At 44.8% G+C, this 22,212-nt stretch carries 16 protein-coding genes and 1 pseudogene; 9 read left to right on the forward strand and 8 right to left on the reverse strand.

From position 1 onward, the window contains the following. Positions 1-32: 32 nt before the first annotated feature. From MD535_RS12105 to MD535_RS26310, 3 genes and pseudogenes are all read right to left on the reverse strand, one after another. A complete protein-coding gene (locus MD535_RS12105; RefSeq protein WP_265675275.1) occupies positions 33-581 on the reverse strand; it encodes an NAD(P)H nitroreductase in 549 nt (182 codons plus the stop codon). Between the two features lie 101 nt (positions 582-682). Further along, a complete protein-coding gene (locus tag MD535_RS26305; RefSeq protein WP_390902928.1) occupies positions 683-1,771 on the reverse strand; it encodes an FAD-dependent oxidoreductase in 1,089 nt (362 codons plus the stop codon). Then, positions 1,766-2,685 (reverse strand): annotated as a pseudogene (locus tag MD535_RS26310) (2,4-dienoyl-CoA reductase FMN-binding domain-containing protein); the annotation flags it as partial. The gene MD535_RS26305 and the pseudogene MD535_RS26310, both read right to left, overlap by 6 nt. 294 nt (positions 2,686-2,979) lie before the next feature. Here MD535_RS26310 and sppA point away from each other — a divergent pair. Together sppA and ansA are read left to right on the forward strand one after the other, a co-directional pair. Further along, positions 2,980-4,830, forward strand: a complete 1,851-nt coding sequence (gene sppA, locus MD535_RS12115) for a signal peptide peptidase SppA (RefSeq protein ID WP_265675316.1) — start codon at positions 2,980-2,982, stop codon at positions 4,828-4,830. 120 nt (positions 4,831-4,950) lie between these two features. Continuing rightward, a complete protein-coding gene (gene ansA / locus MD535_RS12120; protein ID WP_265675276.1) occupies positions 4,951-5,964 on the forward strand; it encodes an asparaginase in 1,014 nt (337 codons plus the stop codon). 140 nt (positions 5,965-6,104) lie between these two features. Here the strand turns inward: ansA and MD535_RS12125 are convergent, their stop codons facing one another. Continuing rightward, positions 6,105-6,563 carry a low molecular weight protein-tyrosine-phosphatase gene (locus tag MD535_RS12125; RefSeq protein WP_265675277.1) on the reverse strand — a complete coding sequence of 153 codons (459 nt, stop codon included), beginning with the start codon at positions 6,561-6,563 and terminating at the stop codon, positions 6,105-6,107. A gap of 419 nt (positions 6,564-6,982) precedes the next feature. On the opposite strand from MD535_RS12125, the gene MD535_RS12130 reads away from it, so the two are divergent. The 5 genes from MD535_RS12130 (at position 6,983) to MD535_RS12150 (ending at position 13,689) form a co-directional block, all read left to right on the forward strand. Then, positions 6,983-9,643 carry a beta-N-acetylhexosaminidase gene (locus tag MD535_RS12130; RefSeq protein WP_265675278.1) on the forward strand — a complete coding sequence of 887 codons (2,661 nt, stop codon included), beginning with the start codon at positions 6,983-6,985 and terminating at the stop codon, positions 9,641-9,643. 73 nt (positions 9,644-9,716) lie between these two features. Continuing rightward, positions 9,717-10,865: a porin gene (locus MD535_RS12135; RefSeq protein WP_265675279.1), complete on the forward strand. Its 1,149-nt coding sequence runs from the start codon at positions 9,717-9,719 to the stop codon at positions 10,863-10,865. 46 nt (positions 10,866-10,911) lie between these two features. Continuing rightward, complete coding sequence (locus MD535_RS12140; protein ID WP_265675280.1) at positions 10,912-11,391, forward strand: DUF2057 family protein; 480 nt, start codon at positions 10,912-10,914, stop codon at positions 11,389-11,391. Between the two features lie 173 nt (positions 11,392-11,564). Next, complete coding sequence (cobO, locus tag MD535_RS12145; protein WP_265675281.1) at positions 11,565-12,173, forward strand: cob(I)yrinic acid a,c-diamide adenosyltransferase; 609 nt, start codon at positions 11,565-11,567, stop codon at positions 12,171-12,173. 304 nt (positions 12,174-12,477) lie between these two features. Then, on the forward strand, positions 12,478-13,689 hold the full coding sequence (locus MD535_RS12150; protein WP_265675282.1) for a NupC/NupG family nucleoside CNT transporter: 1,212 nt from the start codon (positions 12,478-12,480) through the stop codon (positions 13,687-13,689). Positions 13,690-13,801: 112 nt separating this feature from the next. On the opposite strand, the gene MD535_RS12155 is transcribed toward MD535_RS12150, so the two are convergent. The 3 genes from MD535_RS12155 to apbC all read right to left on the reverse strand — a co-directional run bounded on the left by MD535_RS12155 (position 13,802) and on the right by apbC (position 17,974). Next, entirely contained in the window at positions 13,802-15,919 is a 2,118-nt protein-coding gene (locus MD535_RS12155) for an AsmA family protein (RefSeq protein ID WP_265675283.1), read from the reverse strand. A 158-nt stretch (positions 15,920-16,077) separates the two neighbouring features. Next, the gene (udk, locus tag MD535_RS12160) at positions 16,078-16,719 is read right to left on the reverse strand and encodes a uridine kinase (RefSeq protein ID WP_265675284.1); all 642 of its coding nucleotides are present in this window, start codon (positions 16,717-16,719) and stop codon (positions 16,078-16,080) included. 178 nt (positions 16,720-16,897) lie between these two features. Further along, complete coding sequence (apbC, locus tag MD535_RS12165) at positions 16,898-17,974, reverse strand: iron-sulfur cluster carrier protein ApbC (protein ID WP_265675285.1); 1,077 nt, start codon at positions 17,972-17,974, stop codon at positions 16,898-16,900. 165 nt (positions 17,975-18,139) lie between these two features. On the opposite strand from apbC, the gene metG reads away from it, so the two are divergent. Beyond that, the gene (metG, locus tag MD535_RS12170) at positions 18,140-20,215 is read left to right on the forward strand and encodes a methionine--tRNA ligase (protein ID WP_265675286.1); all 2,076 of its coding nucleotides are present in this window, start codon (positions 18,140-18,142) and stop codon (positions 20,213-20,215) included. Positions 20,216-20,431: 216 nt separating this feature from the next. Further along, positions 20,432-21,241 (forward strand): hypothetical protein, encoded by an 810-nt coding sequence (locus tag MD535_RS12175; RefSeq protein ID WP_265675287.1) that lies wholly within the window; start codon positions 20,432-20,434, stop codon positions 21,239-21,241. A 93-nt stretch (positions 21,242-21,334) separates the two neighbouring features. On the opposite strand, the gene fadR is transcribed toward MD535_RS12175, so the two are convergent. Beyond that, on the reverse strand, positions 21,335-22,174 hold the full coding sequence (gene fadR, locus MD535_RS12180; RefSeq protein WP_265675288.1) for a fatty acid metabolism transcriptional regulator FadR: 840 nt from the start codon (positions 22,172-22,174) through the stop codon (positions 21,335-21,337). Positions 22,175-22,212 lie beyond the last annotated feature (38 nt).

Here is a 22,212-nt window from a genome sequence, read left to right on the forward strand (position 1 = left end):
TATTAATCAAGAAAAACTGTATAAATAGACAGTTAAAGAAATTCAACAAACTTAGATAGATCGCGTTCTGGGACTTTCATTGGCGTACAGCCAGGTGTACCAACATATAGAAACCCAACAATCTGGTCCTGTCCTTTGACATTGAACGCCTGACGAACATGATCATCAAACATCCATTTTCCCGAACGCCAAAATGCCTGGAACCCCTGCGCCACTGCCGCCATCTGCATGGCTTGCACCGCACAGCCGGCAGAGAGATGCTGTTCAAACGCGGGGACTTTCTCATGTTCGGTTACGTTGGCGATCACAGTAATGACGAGCGGAGCTCGAAACGGCGCTTTTTTCGCCTTCTCAATCACTACCTCTTCACGACCTGCGTTGACCGCCGCTTCCTCTAAAATTTTTGCCAGTTTAGCCCTGCTTTCTCCTTGCGCGAGAACAAAGCGCCAAGGCGTTAACCCACCATGATCTGGTGCTCGAAGCCCCGCTTTGATGATGTTCTCTAATGCCGCCCCTTCTGGAGCCGGATCGCTTAGTCGAGCAATCGAGCGTCGGTTAAGCAGCAGTTCTAAAGCGTCCATAAACCATCCTTGATGTTATTATTCATCTCATATTGATTAATAATAACAAATAGTCAACGAGTTAACATCACTATTGATAACGATTATCAAATGCTTCGCCGTTACAGTTTTGCCGCTAATTCCACCCCTTGTCGAATGGCTCGTACCGCATCTAACTCACCTGCGTAATCGGCGCCACCAATCACATGAAGTTTATCGCCAAAATCCGGCCACTGTTCTTCAAACGGCTTAACCGATTCTTGACCCGCACATACAATCACTTTATCGGCTGGAATCAACTTGTGTTCACCTTTGACGCTAATGTGTAATCCTTCATCGTCAATTTTTTCATAAGTGACACTTGCCAGCAGATTAACGCCACGCTTCTCTAGCGTTTTCTTATGGATCCAACCCGTGGTTTTTCCAGGGCCTTTACCAACACGGCCTGGCTTACGCTGCATGACCCAAACATTAGTGTCAGATACAGTATCAGGGAAAGGATACAAGCCGCCGGGATGTTCCACTTGAGTATCGACACCCCATTCATGCAACCAGTCATCCAGTGTATGGCCAACAGGCTCAGTCAACATCGAAGCGACATCAACACCAATACCACCAGCGCCCATAATCGCCACGTTTTCCCCTGCATACACTTTGTCACGGATCAGAGTTTGATAATCAATAACTTTTTCTGGATGATCAATGCCTTCCAGTTTTGGCATTCTTGGTTTTACCCCTGAGGCCATGACAACTTCGTCGTATTCTTTGAGTAAATCAGCATTGGCTTCGGTTTCCAAGTGCAGTTTGACACCTGTTTCATCGATACGATTAGCGAAGTAACGGATGGTTTCACGAAATTCTTCTTTGCCCGGAATCTGCATCGCTAAGCGGAACTGCCCACCAATACGATCGCTCTTTTCAAACAAATCAACAGAATGACCTTTCTCAGCTAACATCGTGGCACAAGCAAGGCCAGCAGGCCCCGCGCCCACAACGGCGATGTTTTTAGATTGAGCCGCATTGCCAATCACCAATTCGGTTTCGTAACACGCTTGTGGGTTAACCAAACACGTCGCGCGTTTGCCTTTAAAGGCATTATCCAAACAGGCTTGGTTACAACCAATACAGGTATTGATTAGCTGCGATTGGTTCTGCTCAGCCTTTTTAACAAAATTAGGATCCGCCAAAAACGGTCTGGCCATCGATACCATATCCGCATGCCCTGCAGCTAACACGCGTTCTGCTTCTTCTGGCGTATTAATGCGGTTTGTCGTGATGACTGGCACTTTAAGTGAGGACGTACTTTCTCTGTCACCCAAGTAAACGCGGCTCTTGGAACCTGAGTGGCAATAGTAGGTACTTTTGCTTCATGCCAACCAATACCACTATTGATAATGGTAACGCCGGCTTCTTCAAGCGCTTTCCCAAGCTGAATAACTTCATCAAATGTACTGCCTTGCTCAACCAAATCGAGCATCGACAAGCGGAAAATGATAATAAACTCTTCACCCACGGCAGCTCGCACAGCCTTAACCACTTCTACCGCTAAGCGGATACGATTTTCATAGCTGCCCCCCCATTCGTCATAGCGCACGTTAGTACGTTTGCAGATGAACTGGTTAATGAAATAGCCTTCAGAGCCCATAATTTCCACACCATCGTAGCCGGCACTTTGCGCTAAAGCGGCGCTGTTTGCGTAAGCGTCGATGGTTTTCCAAATTTGACGACTGCTGATTTCACTTGGTGTAAAAGGAGAAATAGGGGATTTTATTTTCGAGGCACTTTGCGTAAAAGGATGGTAACCATAGCGACCTGCATGCAGAATTTGCAACGCAATCTTGCCGCCATGTTTATGTACCGCTTCTGTCACGACTTTGTGAGCTTTTGCATGCTTAGGCTTACTAAATTCAGCGGCAAATGGCGCAAGGCGACCACGTAAATTCGGAGAAAACCCGCCCGTGACTATCAGTCCAACCCCACCTTTAGCACGCTCTTCGTAGAACGCAGCGAGTTTTTGCAAGCCTTCTTTATGCTCTTCGAGGCCCGTGTGCATAGAGCCCATCAAGACGCGATTTCGCAGTTGAGTGAATCCTAAGTCGAGCGGTTTTAATAGATTTGGGTACATGGCAGACTTCACTTTGCTTTTATAATTGTGGTCTGACCAGATTATTACACTGAGGTTAATAAATCAAACTACCGTTTACATTTTTACAACATTGCGCAAAATAATTTTTGATTATTTGAACTTCATCGATGATGATAAGTCTTTAGTTTTTATGACGATGCGTTTTGATTGGGTGAAAGTCGTCACATTCACGTACAATTACAATATTCATACAGCTTATTCATGGTCGTAACACTAGACTAAGAGTTGATATTTAGGGATACAAGCACTCACCTCGTGTGATGTGGAGAGATGATGAAAAAAATAGTGCGCTTTATTGGTTTAATCTTCAAGGGGATCTGGAAAGTCATTAACTTTACCAGATTAGCGATTGTGAACCTGATCTTCTTTGCCGTCATTGCAATGCTGTACTTCGGCTTTACGCAAGTTGATTCCAGTACACCAGCCGTAAAAAAAGAGTCTGCGTTAGTGCTTAACATTGCTGGCCCTATCGTCGAGCAAAGCAGTTACGTCAATCCAATGGACTCCGTAACTGGCTCCTTGTTTGGCAAAGACATGCCGAAAGATAACGTGTTATTTGATATTGTCGATACTATTCGACATGCCTCAACCGATGATCATGTCACTGGACTGGTTCTCTCTTTGCGCGACATGCCTGAAACTAGCCTAACTAAATTGCGCTACATCGCTAAAGCCATTAACGAGTTTAAAGCGACAGGCAAGCCCGTACTCGCCTACGGATCTTTTTACAATCAGAGCCAGTATTACCTAGCCAGCTATGCCGATAAAGTTTACCTCGCCCCCGATGGTGCGGTTCTTATCAAAGGTTATAGCGCTTACTCCATGTACTATAAAACCTTACTCGAAAAACTTGATGTCACCACACATGTTTTCCGTGTAGGAACCTACAAATCAGCCGTAGAACCTTTTTTACGTGACGACATGTCTCCCGCTGCAAAAGAGTCAGCCACTCGCTGGGTTTCTCAGCTATGGGACGCGTATGTCGACGATGTTGCGACCAACAGAGAGTTAGCAACGGATGTACTCACTCCGACTATGGATGCCTTCCTAGCCGAGTTAAAGTCGGTCGATGGTGATTTGGCAGCACTTTCCAAAAAACTTGGTCTTGTAGATGAACTTGCCACTAAGCAACAAGTGAACCAAGCCATGATCGATGCCTTCGGTAGTGATGGTGATGGCAGCTTTAATGCCATTGGCTACTATGACTACCAAATGACGATTCCGTTTGATGTTCAAGCGCCACAAGACAGCGTCGCAGTTGTCGTTGCGAGTGGAACCATTATGGATGGTGAGCAGCCTAGAGGAACCGTTGGCGGCGATACCGTTGCTGGCTTGCTTAAACAAGCAAGAGAAGACGATACAGTGAAGTCAGTGGTATTACGAGTGGATAGCCCTGGTGGCAGCGCCTTTGCTTCAGAAGTCATTCGTAACGAAGTCGAAGCCCTACAGCAGGCTGGCAAACCCGTTGTTGTCTCTATGTCTAGCCTAGCCGCTTCTGGTGGCTACTGGATTTCAATGAGTGCCGACAAAATCATTGCACAACCAACAACGATCACAGGCTCTATTGGTATCTTTAGTGTCATTACTACTTTTGAAAAAGGACTCAATAACATCGGGATCAATACCGATGGCGTGGGGACATCGCCATTTTCTGGTGTTGGTGTGACCACGGGGCTCACCGAAGGCGCGTCAGCCGCGTTCCAAATGGGCATAGAGAATGGTTATAAACGCTTCATTACCTTAGTTGCCGATAACCGTGACATGACTGTCGACGGCGTGGATAACATTGCTCAAGGTCGAGTTTGGACAGGGCAAGACGCATTAGACCGTGGTCTTATCGACCAAATTGGTGATTTTGACGATGCGGTCGCGGTCGCAGCCGAGCTGGGTAATTTAGAAACCTATGATGTGTATTGGGTTGAAGAGCCACTTAGTCCTGCTCAACAATTTATGCAAGAAATGATGCAGCAAGTGAAAGTATCACTAGGCTACGATGTCTCAAGTTGGATCCCGGCTAGCTTACAGCCAGCCGCTGCGCAAATTCAGCAACAAGCCTCGCTAGTGGAAAGCTTCAATGATCCTAAAGGTCATTATGTATTATGCTTAACTTGTAATGTTGAATAGAACTAAATAAGTAGATTTAACCACTCAATTAAGCTGTAAAGAGCCGCCATTTCGGTGGCTCTTTTGTTTGTTTCCGCTATAATCGCGCTACCTGTCCAAATCATAAAAGTAATGTCTGTCATGACAAGAAAGCACATCTACATTGCCTATACTGGCGGAACCATCGGAATGAAAAAGTCCAGCCATGGTTACATCCCAGTCGCAGGCTTCATGGAAAAGCAATTAGCCAGCATGCCTGAATTTCACCGTTCAGAAATGCCTGAATTTACCATCCATGAATACGATCCTTTGATTGACTCTTCAGACATGACACCAGCGGATTGGCAGCAGATTGCTGACGATATTCGTGACAATTACGACAAGTACGATGGCTTTGTTATTCTGCACGGCACCGATACCATGGCGTATACCGCGTCAGCGCTATCATTTATGCTAGAAAACCTGGGTAAGCCAGTCATCGTTACCGGCTCACAGATCCCTCTAGCAGAGCTTCGTTCAGATGGTCAAGCCAACTTACTGAATGCACTGCATATTGCTGCCAACTACCCAATTAATGAAGTGACGCTATTCTTCAACAACCAGCTAATGCGTGGTAACCGTAGCACGAAATCACACGCTGACGGTTTTAATGCGTTTACTTCGCCTAACTTGCCTTCTTTACTTGAAGCAGGGATCAATATTCAGCTAAGTAATGGCGTAGAAATCAATAAGCCTGCAGACGGCGAGTTCCGCGTTCATGACATCACACCCCAACCTATCGGTGTGATCACTATGTACCCTGGCATTTCACATGAAGTGATTCGAAACACGCTGCTCCAACCAGTAAACGCCATGATCTTGTTAACGTTTGGTGTGGGTAACGCACCGCAAAACCCGACGCTTTTAGCACACTTAAAAGAAGCATCAGAACGCGGCGTCATTGTCGTCAACTTAACGCAATGCTTGGCAGGTAAAGTGAATATGGGCGGCTACGCAACAGGGTGTGCGCTAGCAGATTCTGGAGTGATCAGCGGATACGATATGACGCCAGAGGCCGCACTTGCCAAGTTGCATTACTTATTAAGCCAAAACCTGTCTTATGAGCAGATTAAAACGCAAATGTCGGAAGTTCTGCGTGGTGAAATGAGTAAGTAGTCAACGCACAATTACAAGCAAACACGCTACCACAAACAAGTACACATCGAGTTGCTGTTCACCACGCTATGCGCGAGTTAGCTATACACGAGTTGGCTATACGCAAGTTAGAGTGAGCAGCACCTTCATTCACCCTGTTTCTATTTTTCAAGTTTATCCAATACCCGCTCCGCCGCCTCTTCGATTAAATCTAACACCCGCTCAAAGCCCTGCTCTCCACCATAATAGGGATCAGGTATCTCTGTCTCACCAGTGCAGCCATGGCTCAAGAAAAGCGAAACCTTGCTTTGAAGGTGATTAGGACACCTTAGCTTTAAGTCACTGAGGTTATCTTTATCAGCAGCTAAAATCATATCAAAGTGATAAAAATCCTCATCGGTGACCTGTCTCGCTGACATTCCAGCGAAACTATAACCGCGAGCCTCAGCCGCTACTTTTGCTCTCGCATCAGGCGCCGCGCCTTCATGAAACCCAATCGTGCCAGCAGAGTCCACTTCCACCGCTATACCTCGCCTTTTAGCACAAGCTTTCAGTACCGCTTCCCCCGTTGGAGAGCGACAAATGTTGCCCATGCAGACAACTAAAATTGATGGTTTCATAGCATTCCTCTTTATTTTAAAGTGCACCCATAGGTTACTCCGGAAATTCTGCTTACCCTATGAACAAAATTCTTTCGTTAATATCGTTAAAATAGCACTAATTTAAAATTTAACGTCGCGCAGCTTTGCTACCTACGTCACATTTATTTCACTCATAGAAATCAGAACTTACCAAACCCTCTCAATGCGCCCCGCCCTAACCTAAGTAAACCTAAAACCACCCCAGAGAACTACGCCAAACTTACGAAAATCTAGCGTGACTTTTACGACACAAACAAATAAATCATTGTTATTAAAGGTTTTGTTATTTTTTTTACTTTGTAACAACGATTGATGTCACACAAAATTAATAGTCAATTTAAATCTGTTCCGTGAGCCGTTACTTTTGCGCCGTCTTAATTCCCCAACTTGGAGATAGCATGCCTCGTCGCAGTATGATTACCATCGCTTTAATGAGCATTAGCTTTGCTAGTTCAGCACAGAGCCACCTTGCCGCTCAGCCTCTTGTCGATACCCTATCGGAAAACCTATCGATTCAATATCAAGTCGATAGCAACTTGACCGACAGTAATGGATTACCTTGCCAGGAGCTTGGTGCGGATTGGGCGCTTTGTAATCAAAGTACGATGACCCTAACCAACGGCGGTACTGCCATTAAATCCAAAGACTGGTCACTCTATATTCATAGTGTGCGTATTATCTTAAAGCTGGATACAGATCAGTTCTCAATACAACGTATTACAGGCGATCTCTACGAAATCAAACCTACCTCTTCATTCAAAGGCATCGAATCTGGTGAGAGTTTAGATATTCCTGTTATCGGTGAATACTGGCAGCTATTTGAATCTGATTTCATGCCTCGTGCGTTTGTTAGCGCTGACAATGCAACGCCTAAAGTTCTCACTCAAATGGACACGGAAGATTTGAGCCAATTTGTTGCCCCGATTGAAGCGAAAAAACTAAAACGTGTATCGACGGACAACAATACCCTTGTTACGCCAGAAGTTCGTTACCAAAACAATGCTGACTTATCTTTGACGCCAGTTAATCAACACATTATTCCGACCCCTCACCAACTTATTGAAGGCAATGGAAGCCTTGATATACGAGCTGGTATTGATTTCACGTCACTACCAATAGACCAAGCAACACTGAGCGCGATTGAATCAAGAGCTCTAGCACTCGGTCTATCAAAATCGGGCAGTGTTGGTGTGTATGGTGAAGTGGATAAAACGGCGCTTGCTAAAGAAATTCAAGTAAGCGGTGGCTATAAACTGACTATTAATGAAAATGGTATTCACGTATTTGGCTATGACGACGCCGGTTTGTATTATGCTATGCAGTCTCTATTTTCCCTGATCGATCTTGATGACCCAAGCCAAATTCCTTACTTAGAAATAAGCGATGCACCCCGTTATCAATACCGTGGTGTGATGGTCGATGTTGCCCGTAATTTCCACTCTAAGCAGGCTATTATCAAAACGCTCGACCAAATGAGCGCCTATAAACTCAATAAACTTCATTTACATCTTACTGACGATGAAGGATGGCGTTTAGAGATCCCTGGGTTGCCGGAGTTAACCGATATTGGTGCTAAACGCTGCTTCGATAAAACCGAAACCGAATGCCTATTGCCACAGCTCGGCTCTGGACCGGACAGCAACAATATGGGATCGGGTCACTTTAGCCGCGCGGATTATATTGAAATCCTTCGCTACGCTGCCGCTCGTCATATTGAAGTCATACCCGAAATCGATATGCCAGCTCACGCTCGAGCTGCGGTTGTCGCCATGGAGGCTCGTTACAATGACTTCAAAGCACAAGGAAAGTTAGAGCTTGCGGAAGAATACCGCCTCATCGATCCGGAAGATGACTCAAACGTCACAACGGTACAGTTCTATGATCGAAAAAGCTTTATTAACCCCTGCTTAGAATCGTCGCATCATTTCGTCACAAAAGTGGTATCTGAAGTGCAAGCCATGCACAGTGAAGCTGGCGTACCATTAACTACTTGGCATTTCGGTGGTGATGAAGCGAAAAACATCAAATTACTCGGTGGACACCAAGACCGTCAGGCCGTTCAAAAGGTGGCAGGAAAAGGTGAGATCGACCTTAGTAATGAACATCACCCATTTGAAAAATCACCAAAATGCCAACAATTGTTAGCCGATACCGCTCTGACATCCGTTAAAGAGCTACCTAGTTATTTTGCTAAAAACGTAGCGAAAATTGCCAAAGATAAAGGTGTAGGGCAATTTCAAGCGTGGCAAGATGGCTTGAAAACAGCAACAGATTCAGGCGATTTTGCAACAGAAACAACACGAGTTAATTTCTGGGATACCTTGTATTGGGGCGGCACCGCCTCTGCGTACGAATGGGCTAAGAAAGGCTACCAAGTTATTATCTCTAACCCTGACTACCTATATATGGATTTCCCTTACGAATTCGATCCAAAAGAGCGTGGCTACTACTGGGCAACGCGCTCAACCAACACTCGTAAGATGTTCTCTTTTGCGCCGGAAAACCTACCTCAAAATGCAGAGACATCACTTGATAGAGATGGCAATGGGTTTGAAGGCAAAGGCACAATCGAGGCGCCCGCGTTTTATGGCATGTCAGCTCAGTTATGGTCTGAGACCGTAAGAACGGATGACCAATACGAATATATGGTTTTCCCGCGCGTTTTGGCAGCAGCTGAGCGTGCATGGCACAAAGGCAGCTGGGAAACCCCGTATACCGTCGGTAGAACATACTCCCAAGACACACAGTGGGTTAATAAAGAGGCGCTTGCTGCTGACTTCAATCGTTTTGCAAACATCTTAGGTCAACGAGAGTTAGCTAAGCTCGAAAAAGTCGGTATTCAATACCGCCTTCCAGTTCCAGGAGCAATCCTAAACAACGGCAAATTAGAGATGAACAGCGCTTTCCCTGGAATCCAACTTCAGTACTCGCTAAACCAAGGACAAAATTGGCTGAATTACGATAGCGATACACTACCAACTATTCATACTGATGTGTGGCTACGCAGTATCGATCGCCAAGGTCAGCGAAGCAGCAGAATCACCATTCTAAAACTCTAATATTTCAACACCTATCCATCAATGTTGCCCAAAGATGACTTTGGGCAACAACTTATAAAAAAGATAATCAACAATGAAAAAGCTAGCAGTAACAATGCTGACCTGTGTTTCAGTAGGCGCAATCGCATCCGATAACATCGATATTGACGCTATTAAAGCAGGCATGAAATATGAGGTGTACGGTAAGATCGCCCTACAAGCTCACTTTCGGGAGTACGCGAACTCCCCCAATTTAACTGGGTTTCAAACCAACAATGAAAGTCGTATCGGCTTTCGTGGCAGTAAACAATTCGCTAAATTTAAGCCACTATTTATCTGGCAAATCGAGTCGGGTTACGTCGACCCTTCTTATAAAAATCATGAAGCTAGCGGCGGATTGGGTGAGCGAGACACGTTTGTAGGTTTTGAGGACTGGGACTCATTTGGGCAGATTCGTTTGGGCCGAGTGCTCACACCCATGTACGAAATTGTCGACTGGCCAGGTGCTAACCCGGGAATGGGCGATGTTTGGGACTGGGGTGGTATGATTGGCGGTGCCAAATTTCAAGATCGCTCATCCAATAGCATCCGATGGGACTCGCCTGAATGGCGTGGCGCATCTGTTGACGTGGGCTATGGCCGAACAAAAGCAGCGGCGACTGGCGCGGACCAAGGGTGGTGGCAAGGTAGTGCAGCGCACTACAAAGCGGGGCCTTTCTTAATTTCTGGTGCGTACGAAATTAACCGCAACACCAAAGAAACCGTCAATTATGAAAAACCGGGAAGCACGCCCGCGAAGACCTCTGATAGTCGTATTTGGGACAACAATACCTACCTTGCAAGTTTACAAGGCTGGTTCGACAACGGTATTTCATTCTTTACCCAATACCGTTGGCAAGATGCGTTGGTTACATCTGGTCTCGATACGGGGCGAAAAGAAAAGCAAAATGCCTTCTCAACCGCATTTATGTATGATATTTCAGATTGGCAGTTCAAACTTGGCTACGCGAAAAATGAGGAACTCAGCGTCAACGGTCAGACATTATCAGGAACGGATGACGATGTAATTTCTTTCCAGACTATGTATTACGTTGACCCAACTGCCGTCCTATATTTTCGAGCAAAAGACGTAAGAATGGGTGACAACAAACTGCCAGTATCTGGCTCGCAGGACTTATCTTATCGTCGTTGGAAGTCAGACTCGTACGACGAAGTATCGGTTGGTGTCGAATACGTATTTTAACCACTGAATATTTAGGGAGGTCTTCCTCCCTATTAATGAGGTAACCATGAAAAAAATAATTAGCAGCCTACTTCTGTTGTTTACGTGCTTTAATTTACACGCACAAGAAACCACACACCTTCTTGAACTTGGGCGCGGTATTGTGGTCCACGTCGTCAACGGTGAAGCAGTCGAAAACGGGTTTTTCAATGACAATAATCAGTTGATTTTAAACCAAGCAGAAAACCAACTGCTTTTAACACTAGAGCAGCCGATCCCTTACAACACGATGAAAGAAAAGTATCGTTCAAATTTGATCGTGTTAACGTTTGAATTAACCTCTTCCAACGCAACGCTATCTTATCCTTTATTTAGAGATAAAGCCGATGCTCGAGCCTTTGAGCAAGAACTCAATTTTGAGTTCATAGACACAGAAAACTCATCTATTCGTTTTGTCGCGGACACCATTGCGACGACGGGCTTTGTCGGGTTTGAAGACTTCGTCGGGATTCTTAAAGAATATAACCGCAAGCAACAAGAACAATGAAAAACGCCAACGAGCTCAATTTAACTAATACCCACTTTGCAGTGGGTATTAGTTTTTAAGTGATTCCAGCCTAACCGTGCGCCGATATCCCTATTTATTCTCTTGTTTTTTTCTTTTCATATTCCTTTATCATGGAATAAACGTTAGCTGCCGCTTAATAAAGGGAATCAATCATGTCACTGTCAGATGAACAAAAACAGTTAAAACACAAAGCTCGTCAACAAAAAGTTAAAGAAAATGTTGATGAGAAAATTGCCAATGCCCAAGAAGAAAAAGGGCTACTACTTATCATTACTGGCAATGGTAAAGGCAAATCAACCTCAGGCTTTGGCACTGTAGCTCGAGCAGTAGGTCACGATAAAAAAGCTGCGGTGGCGCAGTTCATCAAAGGCACATGGGCAAACGGCGAGAGAAACCTTCTAGAAAAACTCGGTGTTGAGTTTCAAGTCATGGCGACAGGCTTTACCTGGGAAACACAAAATAAAGAAGCAGATACGATTGCTGCACAGTTGGTGTGGCAAGAGTGCAAACGTATGCTCAAAGACGACACTATTGATGTGGTGTTATTTGACGAACTCACCTACATGGTCAGCTATGGTTATATTGACTTAGATGAAGTGGTTGAAGCGCTAACCGAACGCCCTAAGATGCAATCGGTCATCATCACGGGCCGTGGCGCTCACCGCACTCTCATCGAACTTGCTGATACGGTTTCTGAAGTTAAGAATGTCAAACACGCTTTTGAATCTGGCGTTAAAGCACTAAAAGGCGTCGATTGGTGATTAATTAACCAAACGGCCTTCCCCATCACAAAAATGAGATGCAAGTCTCATTTTTTTCTATATACTGCCCCACCGTTTGCTGCGCACTCGCGTCAGTTATACACCAATACAAGCCGTCACCAAGGAACTGTGAACGACCCCAAGGAATTGGACCAGCTGCAATTTTAAAAGCTTGTAAAGGTATAAAAATGGTCAAATATTTCTTTTCCTATCGTCAAGATTGGTTTCCGCAACCCTCGACGCTAACGTCTTGGTCTTCTTCTCCAATGCTGTTTACACTCACTGCTCGTGAGGTATACCCACTATGACCGCTATCCTTTTCGGGTTATTTGGCATCGCTTCCCTTATCGCTATTGGTTTTATCTTCTCAGAGAACCGAAAAGCAATTAACTGGAATACCGTGCTACGCGCACTATTACTGCAAGTTCTGTTTGCCGCTTTTGTCTTGTACATCCCTTTTGGTCAACACATCCTTGGTGCGATGAGCAATGGCGTAGCAAAAGTCCTGAGTTTCTCTGACGTGGGTATCCAATTTTTATTTGGTGATCTCGCCACTGAAGGGTTTATCTTTGCCGTTCGCGTTCTGCCAATTATCATTGTGATCAGCGCCCTTATCTCCGCTCTGTATTACCTTGGTATTATGCAAATCGTGATTCGTGTTTTAGGGGGCCTTATCCAACGCTTCCTGGGTACCAGCAAGGCAGAATCACTGGTTGCAACAGGTAACATTTTCCTCTCTCAAGGTGAGTCACCGTTACTTATCCGTCCATTTCTTGCGACGATGACTCGCTCAGAACTATTCGCGGTGATGGCAGGTGGCATGGCGTCGGTTGCTGGCAGTGTATTAGGCGGTTATGCCGGACTAGGCGTGGAACTGCGATATCTGATTGCCGCCAGCTTTATGGCTGCACCTGGTTCTCTTATGATGGCGAAGCTCATTGTTCCTGAACAACACACCCCAGCGGACCACCAATCAATAGACTTAGACACCGGCGATCAAAGCAACGTCATTGATGCGCTTGCATCTGGTGCAATGAATGGCGTTAAGGTCGCCGTTGCCGTGGGTACAATGCTGGTGGCATTTGTCAGCGTGGTCGCAATGGCGAATGCCGCTATTGAATCGATCGCAGAGCTATTTGGTGCCGACGGCATTACTTTGCAACTGCTGTTTGGGTACGTGTTTGCCCCCATTGCGTGGCTGATTGGCGTCGACCAAAGTGAGATGATGCTAGCCGGTTCATTTATTGGTCAAAAAGTGGTCATGAATGAGTTTGTCGCGTTCATCGACTTTATTAAGTACCAAGCAACACTGTCTGAACACAGCCAAATTATTATTACTTTTGCGCTCTGCGGCTTCGCAAATATTGGCTCGATTGCCATTCAACTGGGCTCCATTGGTGTCATGTCGCCAGAGCGTCGCTCTGATGTGGCAAGTTTAGGGTTTAAAGCAGTATTGGCAGGTACCCTTGCAAACTTAATGAGTGCTTGTTTAGCTGGGATATTCTTTTCGCTCTAAATGCTTAGCAATTGGTTAATCTAGCACTTGTCAGAAGCAAAAAGCGGTGTCCAAGGACACCGCTTTTTAATAACCATTCAACGCTATACTGCGTATGGTTAGCCTTATCACTCTAGTTAAATAGCCCCTTCAGAAGACCATCAACGGCTTTCTTCGTTTTTTCATCTTTGATGCCAAGACGCTCTGTCGCGCGTTCCACTTCTTTTTGTGCTTTTTGCTTAAGCACATCATCAAAGACCAATGCAAACTGCGGTTGTGTCCAGGCACCAGTGACTTTAATCGGAATAGTGACATCACGCAGTTCAGTAATACTTTGTCCGCCTTGTCCTTCTAACGTTCCGACTACAGAGGTGCGAACTAAAAAGTCGACCGTCTCATCAATGTAATTCGCCGACCCTTCGCCATTAATACGTAATAGCGGTGACTCGGCCTTCATATTGTTGGTCGATACCACGCCCTTATTCAAAGTTAATGTTGCCGTCATGGCACTAAAGTCCGTTTTCTGAGGACCTTGTTTACCATCTGGTGACTGCCCCTTAAATCGAGCGTAATTATCACGAATCATTTGAGCGACGTTGATGCCATTTACCGCACCATCTTCAAAGTTGATCTTGATGGTTCCCTTCAAATTTTTCTTAATGCCCGTCTGAGTTAAGCTTTTGCCGGTAATATTGACATCAATATTACCCGTTCCTTCCAGCTTATCATTACCCGCAACGTCTTTAAGTAAAGGCTGAACTTTCACTCCTTTGATTTTTTTCACTGCGCTATAGCTTGCCGGCGACTTTCTCGCATCAAGCTTCGCTTTAGCAGTAATCGAACCCTGGTACAGGTTTGAACTAAATGATGTTAACTCCGCCACACCACGGTTAACATAAAATTGCGTCTTAACTGCCTGCATGTGTGCATTGGCGGCTTTAAATTTATCGATGGTAATTGAGCCTTTAACATCCAAGCCTTTTAAGGCACTAAGATCCGGTTCAACTTCTACCGCGTTAGCAGGCTTTTCGCTACCACTGCCCGCTGCAGTTTTGTCTTCCTGTTTAGCGGCTTCCTGTGACTGAGCCAGACCTAAAAATTCGTCTAGATCAATATTTGGGCTATGCAGTGAAAAACGCACTTGAGGAATATCAGCAAGCTGAACCGTCGCTTTCCCATCCAACGCAATGTTATTCACCGTCAACTTTTGCAAGACAAAGTCGAGAAATTGCTTCTTCAAATCAAACTCTAAATTTGATGCCATACCCACTTTCATTGGTGACTGGGGCAAAGCTTCCCCCTCTACCGCAGCATCCAGTGTTAACGCATTCAAGGTTAACCTTGTCATCGCTTTATCGATTTCAAATGCGGTACTACCTGATGCATTCAACGCCATGTCCGCCACGATACCTTGAAGCGCAAAGCTAATGTTATTCACTTTATCAAATTCAAACGTATCAAGTTTTAATTGAGCACTATCAATCTTGTTCACACCATCATTGAAAGTGGCATCAAATTCAATATTTCTCAGCGCGTAACGACTGAAGTCTTGGCTTAACGTAAAATCTGCCGTACCGTTGGCAGTAAACTGCTGAGTTGCGGCTTGCCCTTTTGCTTCCATTGCACCTTTGACTGAAAATTTCGCCGTCGTCCATTGGTCTGCGGCAAACTCAGAGACGGTTAGACCAACATCATAAAGCTTAGTCAAGGCTCCCGTTTGGGCGTCTGAAATTTCGAGTAATGCATTGGAAACCGTCACACCGGAAAGAGAAATCTTCCAGCCATCAGCCGATGTAGCACTTACATCTTGTGTTTGAGTTGCCACGTCTTGAGTGGTGGTTTCTGGCGTCGCCTCTTTGGCTGCCGTTATCGCATCTAAATTAGAGCGGCCGTCGGCAAGCGTCTCTAGGTACACTTGCGCACCATCTAATGTTACTGAACCAATCTCTAATGTCTTATCAAGTATTGGCATCACGGCAATACTTACACCCACTTGGGTTACGCTAAATAAATTTGGGTTGTTAAAGCCTTGCGGGTTTTTTAGTTTCGTCTCGCCCAATTCAAAGCCAAGAGACGGGAAGAACTGCCAACTGATGTCACCGTTAATTTCCAACTCAAGTCCAGTTTGTGTTTGAACTTGTTCAGTGATCATTGGTTTAAACTGATTTGGATTAACAAACACAACCAGTGCAGTGATGGCGACGATTATCACCAAAATTGGAATGGCGAGAATAAGGAGTAGTTTTTTCATTGGCAACTTCCTTGCAAGGCTAAAAAACAAAAAGTGGCACATAAAGTGCCACTAATTTATTAAAAAATAAAGCAATTTAAACGTTACGAGCACACCCATTCAGTATAGAACAAATTGCAACACCGTAACGTAAGAATTCAAATGCCTGACGGTAAGAATTACGCTCTAAGCAACTTCGCAATATGTGCCTTAAGTACGTCGATCGCTATACGGTTTTTACCACCGCGAGGAACGATAATATCGGCATACTGCTTCGACGGTTCAATGAACTGCATGAACATAGGACGAACGGTCTTTTGATATTGTTGTAGAACAGACTCCATTGTACGGCCACGCTCTTCAACATCACGAGTCACACGACGCAACAAGCAAATATCTAACGGTGTATCCATAAAGACAGTCGCATGCATCAGCTTACGTAGTCTTGGATCCGTTAGCAGCAAGATACCTTCAAGAATGATCACTTTTTTCGGCGTTAATGCCGTCGTTGTGCTCGTACGTGTATGATCAGAATAGCTATATTCCGGCACTTCAACCGCTTCACCGCGAATCAACGCCTCTAGATGGTCACACAATAAGTCGTGATCAAGCGCACTTGGGTGGTCGTAGTTGGTTTTAACACGCTCATCCATGCTCAGATGGCTTTGGTCGTTGTAGTAACAATCTTCCGTGATCACACCAATTTGATGATCGCCCACTTTTTCGCGCAGTTCGTTATAGATAGTGCTCGCAATGAGACTTTTTCCAGAAGCAGAAGCGCCAGCGATACCGACGATGACACATTGATTATTATCAGACATTCTTTGCACCTAGTACATATATGGTGGTGAGGACAAAACCGGGTAATTATAGGGATTTCACCCCTTAGATACTAGACGATTGCGCAGTTATTTGGTGTTCAATATTACCTTTCGTCACCAATTTTCACTTTGCAATCGATTACTTTTTTCACCCTTACCGCAATCACCTAGAAATACGCTACTCAACCATGGTAAATTGAATCGAATCAGGTTTGGCTTGACCGCTCCAATAAAGGTCGGCGCACACTCTTTCAGCTAACGTTTGATAAATGGCGGCATGCTCACCTTGAGGATTGGCCACTACCGTTGGCGCACCATTATCCACTGACTCACGAATATCAATATGCAGCGGCACCTGAGCTAATAGATTAATACCAAATTTGGACGCCATCCATTCTGCGCCACCAGAGCCAAAAATATGCTCTTTCGAGCCACACTGGCTACAGATGTGATAACTCATGTTTTCAATCACGCCCAGCACTGGCACCGATACTTTATCAAACATCGCCACCCCTTTTATGGCATCGGCTAACGCTAAGTCTTGAGGCGTCGTTACGATTAATGCTGCCGTCACGGGAATTTGCTGTGACAGGGTCAATTGAATGTCACCAGTACCTGGTGGCATATCAAGGACCAGATAATCCAGCTCAGGCCATTCTGTTTCATTTAATAACTGTGCGAGAGCTTTTGATGCCATTGGACCCCGCCAAATCGCTGCATCATCAGAACTAATTAAATAACCAATCGACTGGGTATAGATGCCGTGTGCTTCAACGGGTTGCATCCATTTGCCATCACGAACCTCAGGGTGGGCATCCATTTTACCGAGCATCAGTGGTACCGACGGCCCATAGACATCGGCATCCAAAATCCCCACTTTCGCCCCTAACTTGCTAATGGCAAGCGCAAGATTGACCGCCGTCGTTGATTTACCTACACCACCTTTTGCCGACGTCACTGCGATAATATTCTTCACGCCCTTTACTTCAGCCGCCACAGTCGTAACTAGGGGTTTAGTTGAACAACAAACTGAGAAATTGAACGGCGCAACCTGTTGGCTTTCTTGCGCTGTATTGATCCATGCTTCTAACTCATTTAAAAGTGTTTGGTTAGCAAAGGGCAGCGTAATAATAAACTCACCTGTCGCTAGCACCTTTACTACTTCAGGCACTTCGCTCCAGCCAACTTTCAAATTATCCGCTGTAAATTCTCCTAGCCATTGACAAAATTCTTGTTTCGACTCAAACGTGCGCATTAGGGGGTTCCTTGTATTTGCTATTACTGTAAGACTAGCACTGAGTTGCCAGAACCAGAACCCCAAAAAAGTTAAGGGGATTGACTCGGGATACCTTGGAGTCACGACGAGCATCATGTAGTATTAGCCAATATTTTACACTGAATAAGAAAGCGATAATTAAGTATGGCAACCGATCCGAGAAATCTTTCCGCAAGGAAACTGTTGGTAACCTGCGCGCTACCGTACGCTAATGGCTCAATCCACCTAGGTCACATGCTTGAACATATTCAAGCTGACATCTGGGTACGCTATCAGCGTCTACGTGGCAACGTAGTTAACTTCATTTGTGCTGATGACGCTCACGGCACACCAATCATGCTGAAAGCTCAGCAGATGGGGATCTCGCCAGAAGAAATGATCGCAGCGGTTAGCGAAGAGCACCAAAAAGATTTCGCAGGCTTTGATATTAGCTTTGATAACTATCACAGCACGCACAGTGATGAGAACCGCGAGCTTGCTTCTCATATCTATCTAGAGCTTAAGAAAAACGGCTTTATTTCTAGCCGTACAATTTCTCAATTGTTCGATCCTGAAAAAGAAATGTTCTTACCGGATCGTTTTGTTAAAGGCACGTGCCCTAAGTGTAAGTCTGAAGACCAATACGGCGACAACTGTGACAACTGTGGCGAAACCTACAGCCCTACAGAGCTGATTAACCCGAAATCAGCAGTCTCTGGTGCCACACCTGTAATGAAAGACTCAGAGCACTTCTTCTTTGACCTGCCTCAATTCGAAAGCATGCTAAAAGAATGGACACGTTCTGGCTCTCTACAGAACGAAACTGCAAACAAAATGCAGGAATGGTTTGAGTCTGGCTTACAGCAATGGGACATCTCTCGTGATGCGCCTTACTTTGGTTTTGAAATCCCAGGCGAAAAAGATAAATTCTTCTACGTGTGGCTTGATGCCCCTATCGGCTACATGGGTTCATTTAAAAACCTTTGTGACAAGCGCGACGACCTAGACTTCGATGAGTACTGGAAAAAAGACAGCACGACTGAGCTTTACCACTTCATCGGTAAAGATATTGTTTATTTCCACAGCCTATTCTGGCCTGCAATGCTTGAAGGTTCCGGCTTCCGTAAACCAAATAATGTGTTTGTTCACGGTTATGTCACCGTAAATGGCGCAAAGATGTCGAAATCAAAAGGTACCTTTGTTAAGGCGAGTACTTACCTTAACCATTTGGACCCTGAGTGCTTGCGTTACTACTATGCAGCCAAATTAAACAGCCGTATTGATGACTTAGATCTTAACCTTGAAGACTTCACCCAGCGCGTTAACGCTGACGTTGTTAACAAGATTGTTAACCTAGCATCTCGTAATGCTGGTTTCATCACTAAGCGTTTTGATGGCAAGCTATCTGACAATTTTGCCGAACCTGAGCTTTATAACGAATTTGTCGCAGCGGCTGACCGTATCGGCGCATTCTATGAGTCTCGTGAATTTGGTCGCGCGATTCGTGAAATCACCGCTCTTGCTGACAAAGCTAACCAATATGTCGATGAGAAGGCCCCATGGGTAGTCGCTAAAGAAGAAGGTAAAGACCAAGAGCTGCAAGATATCTGTTCTGTTGGTATCAACCTTTTCCGAGTGCTTATCGCCTACTTGAAGCCAGTGATGCCAGAACTTGCTTCTAGAACTGAAGCGTTCTTAAATGAAGAGTTAACGTGGGAGAGCATTGAAACTCCGTTGACCGCTCATGACATTACTAAGTTCAAAGCTCTATTCAACCGCATTGACCCGAAAAAGGTTGAAGCCATGGTAGAAGCCTCGAAAGAAGATGCAGCGATTGAAATGGCTGCAAAGGAAAAAGCGGAAGCGGAAAAAGAACAAGCCAGTCAAACTGAACTTGATAAAGAGCCAATCGCTGAAGAGATTGAATTCGATGACTTTGCAAAAGTCGACATGCGAATTGCACGTATCATCTCTTGCGAAGAAGTGCCAAAAGCAAACAAGCTACTTAAATTCCAATTGGATATTGGCGGCGAAACTCGTCAGGTATTCTCTGGTATTAAATCGGCGTATAAACCAGAAGAACTGGAAGGGAAGCTAACCGTGATGGTCGCTAACCTAAAACCACGTAAAATGAAATTTGGTATGTCTGAAGGCATGATTCTAGCGGCTGGCCCTGGTGGCAGCGACCTATGGATTCTAGAACCGCACGAAGGCGCACAGCCGGGTATGCGAGTCATGTAAGCCATCTTCAACACGTAAAAAGAAAAAGCCAACTTTCGAGTTGGCTTTTTTATATGACAAAGTCAGCAGTTTTAGTGCAACTGCACCATAAGCATACAGCCTCCTTGGCCGATTGGAAGTAAGGGCAATATAAATCTTTGATTTTGTTTACAAAAAATTTTGGCATTACGATTGCAATCATTAACTAAGTGATACACCGACTATCAGGAGATTGTTATGTTTATCTTAGTTTCTATTCTTATCTCACTTTGTCTACTTGCGTTAATCTATCGTTATTCATATCGGCATAACCACAAGCTAGAACGTCGATACCAACTCATTGTTCACCTAAGAGATCTGGTCAACCTAATCCAACGACACCGCTCAGGAAGTCATTATTCACTGGCGTTTGATCAGAAAAAAGCTAAACAACTGCGCAAGGTGGAGCAGGCCATCGACGTACACTGCCAGGCGCTTATTCAACTATCCCATATCAATAACAAGCCAATGTACCGCGTGCTACACAACAATATTGCGTTAATGATTCGCTCGTGGACGCATTTTAGTGTGAATAAAAACCAAATCGTACACGGCAAAATGGTTCGTCACCTATTATTGCTCATTGATGACCTTATGGTGGCATGGCTTATCGATATTGAAAAAGAGGAGCTTGAGAAGGAATATAGTACAAAATGGCATTGCGTCATAGATTGCCTAGACTGCCTGACTCAGCTACGACTGTGTATTCAAAAATCCGATTCTACATTAGGTAAACAGCAACTATTACACTACTGCCAGATTATGCGTAAGAAACTGCATCGGCTGAGTGTCACTCACTCACACACTCTCGCACCTTTGCCAATATATGGCGTCGCGATGGTTGACCTTGATGCCATACTCGCTAACCCTCCAGAACTCATCGACAAAGAAAGCATGTATCAACTTAGCTCGGCGCTCTCTGATTCCATTTTGAATATTTATGATGAACTCATCGGCGAACTCGCAGAAACTCTCTATCAACCTTTACCTAAACTCGCCGTTATTTAATGCACCGTTTCGCCATAATAAAAAAACCGCCGATTGGCGGTTTTTTTATTGTCAGCATTACATCACGTAAAAATCACTCACGCTGACTAAAAACTAACTGTCATCTTCAGTAAAACTCGTCGGTAGTGTGGTTTTCATCTGATTCCATACTTGGCCACTTGCCAAGCCATACTGACGAATCACAACCGGTAGCCGATCACGATCACCTGACTCACAAATCACGAGTAAATCTTTATAAAAGTTCAGTGCTAACATTCTCGCCTCTGGGTTGGAGAAGTAGTACGTTCCCACACGATCGTAGAGCTTTTTCAAACCGTTAAAGATAAGCCCGTAAATTTGGTTACCAGAATGGAAAGCCAAACGTTGGAACAACATGTAATCGTAAAAATTAAAAGTACGAGCGATCAATGCGATCTGGCGCTTCTCTTCATCTTTCTCGGTTTCGTCTTTCACATGTTGACGAATTTTATCTTCGTATGGTGATGTTTCTACGAAGGCATCCCAAGATTCAGCGTTTAGCAAGCTTTCACAAGACTCAATAATGCCTTCAATGGTTCTTTCCGAGTTCTCTTTATTCGCTTTAAACGCGTAACGCATAAATATTGGGCTAATATTTGTGCGTGCTGCTAATAAGTCTTCAACAATAGAGGTCGCGTTGCCAGCATCCAATGTCATTAACGTATCAAGAATGTGTAGACCTGACGTCTCCATAAATTGGTTAACTTTGGTTGGCTTACCATGTTGAATTGTTAACCATCCATCGCGAGCAAGCCGCTGTAGCACTTCACGCAAGGTTGTCCTTGTCACCCCAATTAGTTCTGATAACTCTCGCTCAGCCGGTAGAATTGAACCAGGGGGAAAGCGACCATTCCAGATACTTTCGATAATATATTTTTCAGCGAACCCTGCAGGGCTCTTCGCCTTAATCACCATTATGGGGTTTATCCAATTATTTAATTCATTTGACTATA

It is taken from the genome of Vibrio qingdaonensis (assembly GCF_026191675.1).
GTDB classification, from domain to species: Bacteria; Pseudomonadota; Gammaproteobacteria; order Enterobacterales; family Vibrionaceae; genus Vibrio; species Vibrio qingdaonensis.

Coding starts and splice junctions, on each gene's coding strand:
- ansA (WP_265675276.1), top strand. CDS start 4,951: ATGACAAGAAAGCACATCTACATTGCCTATACTGGCGGAACCATCGGA.
- metG (WP_265675286.1), top strand. CDS start 18,140: ATGGCAACCGATCCGAGAAATCTTTCCGCAAGGAAACTGTTGGTAACC.
- MD535_RS12155 (WP_265675283.1), bottom strand. CDS start 15,919: ATGAAAAAACTACTCCTTATTCTCGCCATTCCAATTTTGGTGATAATC.
- apbC (WP_265675285.1), bottom strand. CDS start 17,974: ATGCGCACGTTTGAGTCGAAACAAGAATTTTGTCAATGGCTAGGAGAA.
- MD535_RS12175 (WP_265675287.1), top strand. CDS start 20,432: ATGTTTATCTTAGTTTCTATTCTTATCTCACTTTGTCTACTTGCGTTA.
- cobO (WP_265675281.1), top strand. CDS start 11,565: ATGTCACTGTCAGATGAACAAAAACAGTTAAAACACAAAGCTCGTCAA.
- MD535_RS12125 (WP_265675277.1), bottom strand. CDS start 6,563: ATGAAACCATCAATTTTAGTTGTCTGCATGGGCAACATTTGTCGCTCT.
- MD535_RS12105 (WP_265675275.1), bottom strand. CDS start 581: ATGGACGCTTTAGAACTGCTGCTTAACCGACGCTCGATTGCTCGACTA.
- MD535_RS12140 (WP_265675280.1), top strand. CDS start 10,912: ATGAAAAAAATAATTAGCAGCCTACTTCTGTTGTTTACGTGCTTTAAT.
- udk (WP_265675284.1), bottom strand. CDS start 16,719: ATGTCTGATAATAATCAATGTGTCATCGTCGGTATCGCTGGCGCTTCT.
- MD535_RS12135 (WP_265675279.1), top strand. CDS start 9,717: ATGAAAAAGCTAGCAGTAACAATGCTGACCTGTGTTTCAGTAGGCGCA.
- fadR (WP_265675288.1), bottom strand. CDS start 22,174: ATGGTGATTAAGGCGAAGAGCCCTGCAGGGTTCGCTGAAAAATATATT.
- MD535_RS12150 (WP_265675282.1), top strand. CDS start 12,478: ATGACCGCTATCCTTTTCGGGTTATTTGGCATCGCTTCCCTTATCGCT.
- MD535_RS12130 (WP_265675278.1), top strand. CDS start 6,983: ATGCCTCGTCGCAGTATGATTACCATCGCTTTAATGAGCATTAGCTTT.
- sppA (WP_265675316.1), top strand. CDS start 2,980: ATGAAAAAAATAGTGCGCTTTATTGGTTTAATCTTCAAGGGGATCTGG.
- MD535_RS26305 (WP_390902928.1), bottom strand. CDS start 1,771: ATGGTATCGATGGCCAGACCGTTTTTGGCGGATCCTAATTTTGTTAAA.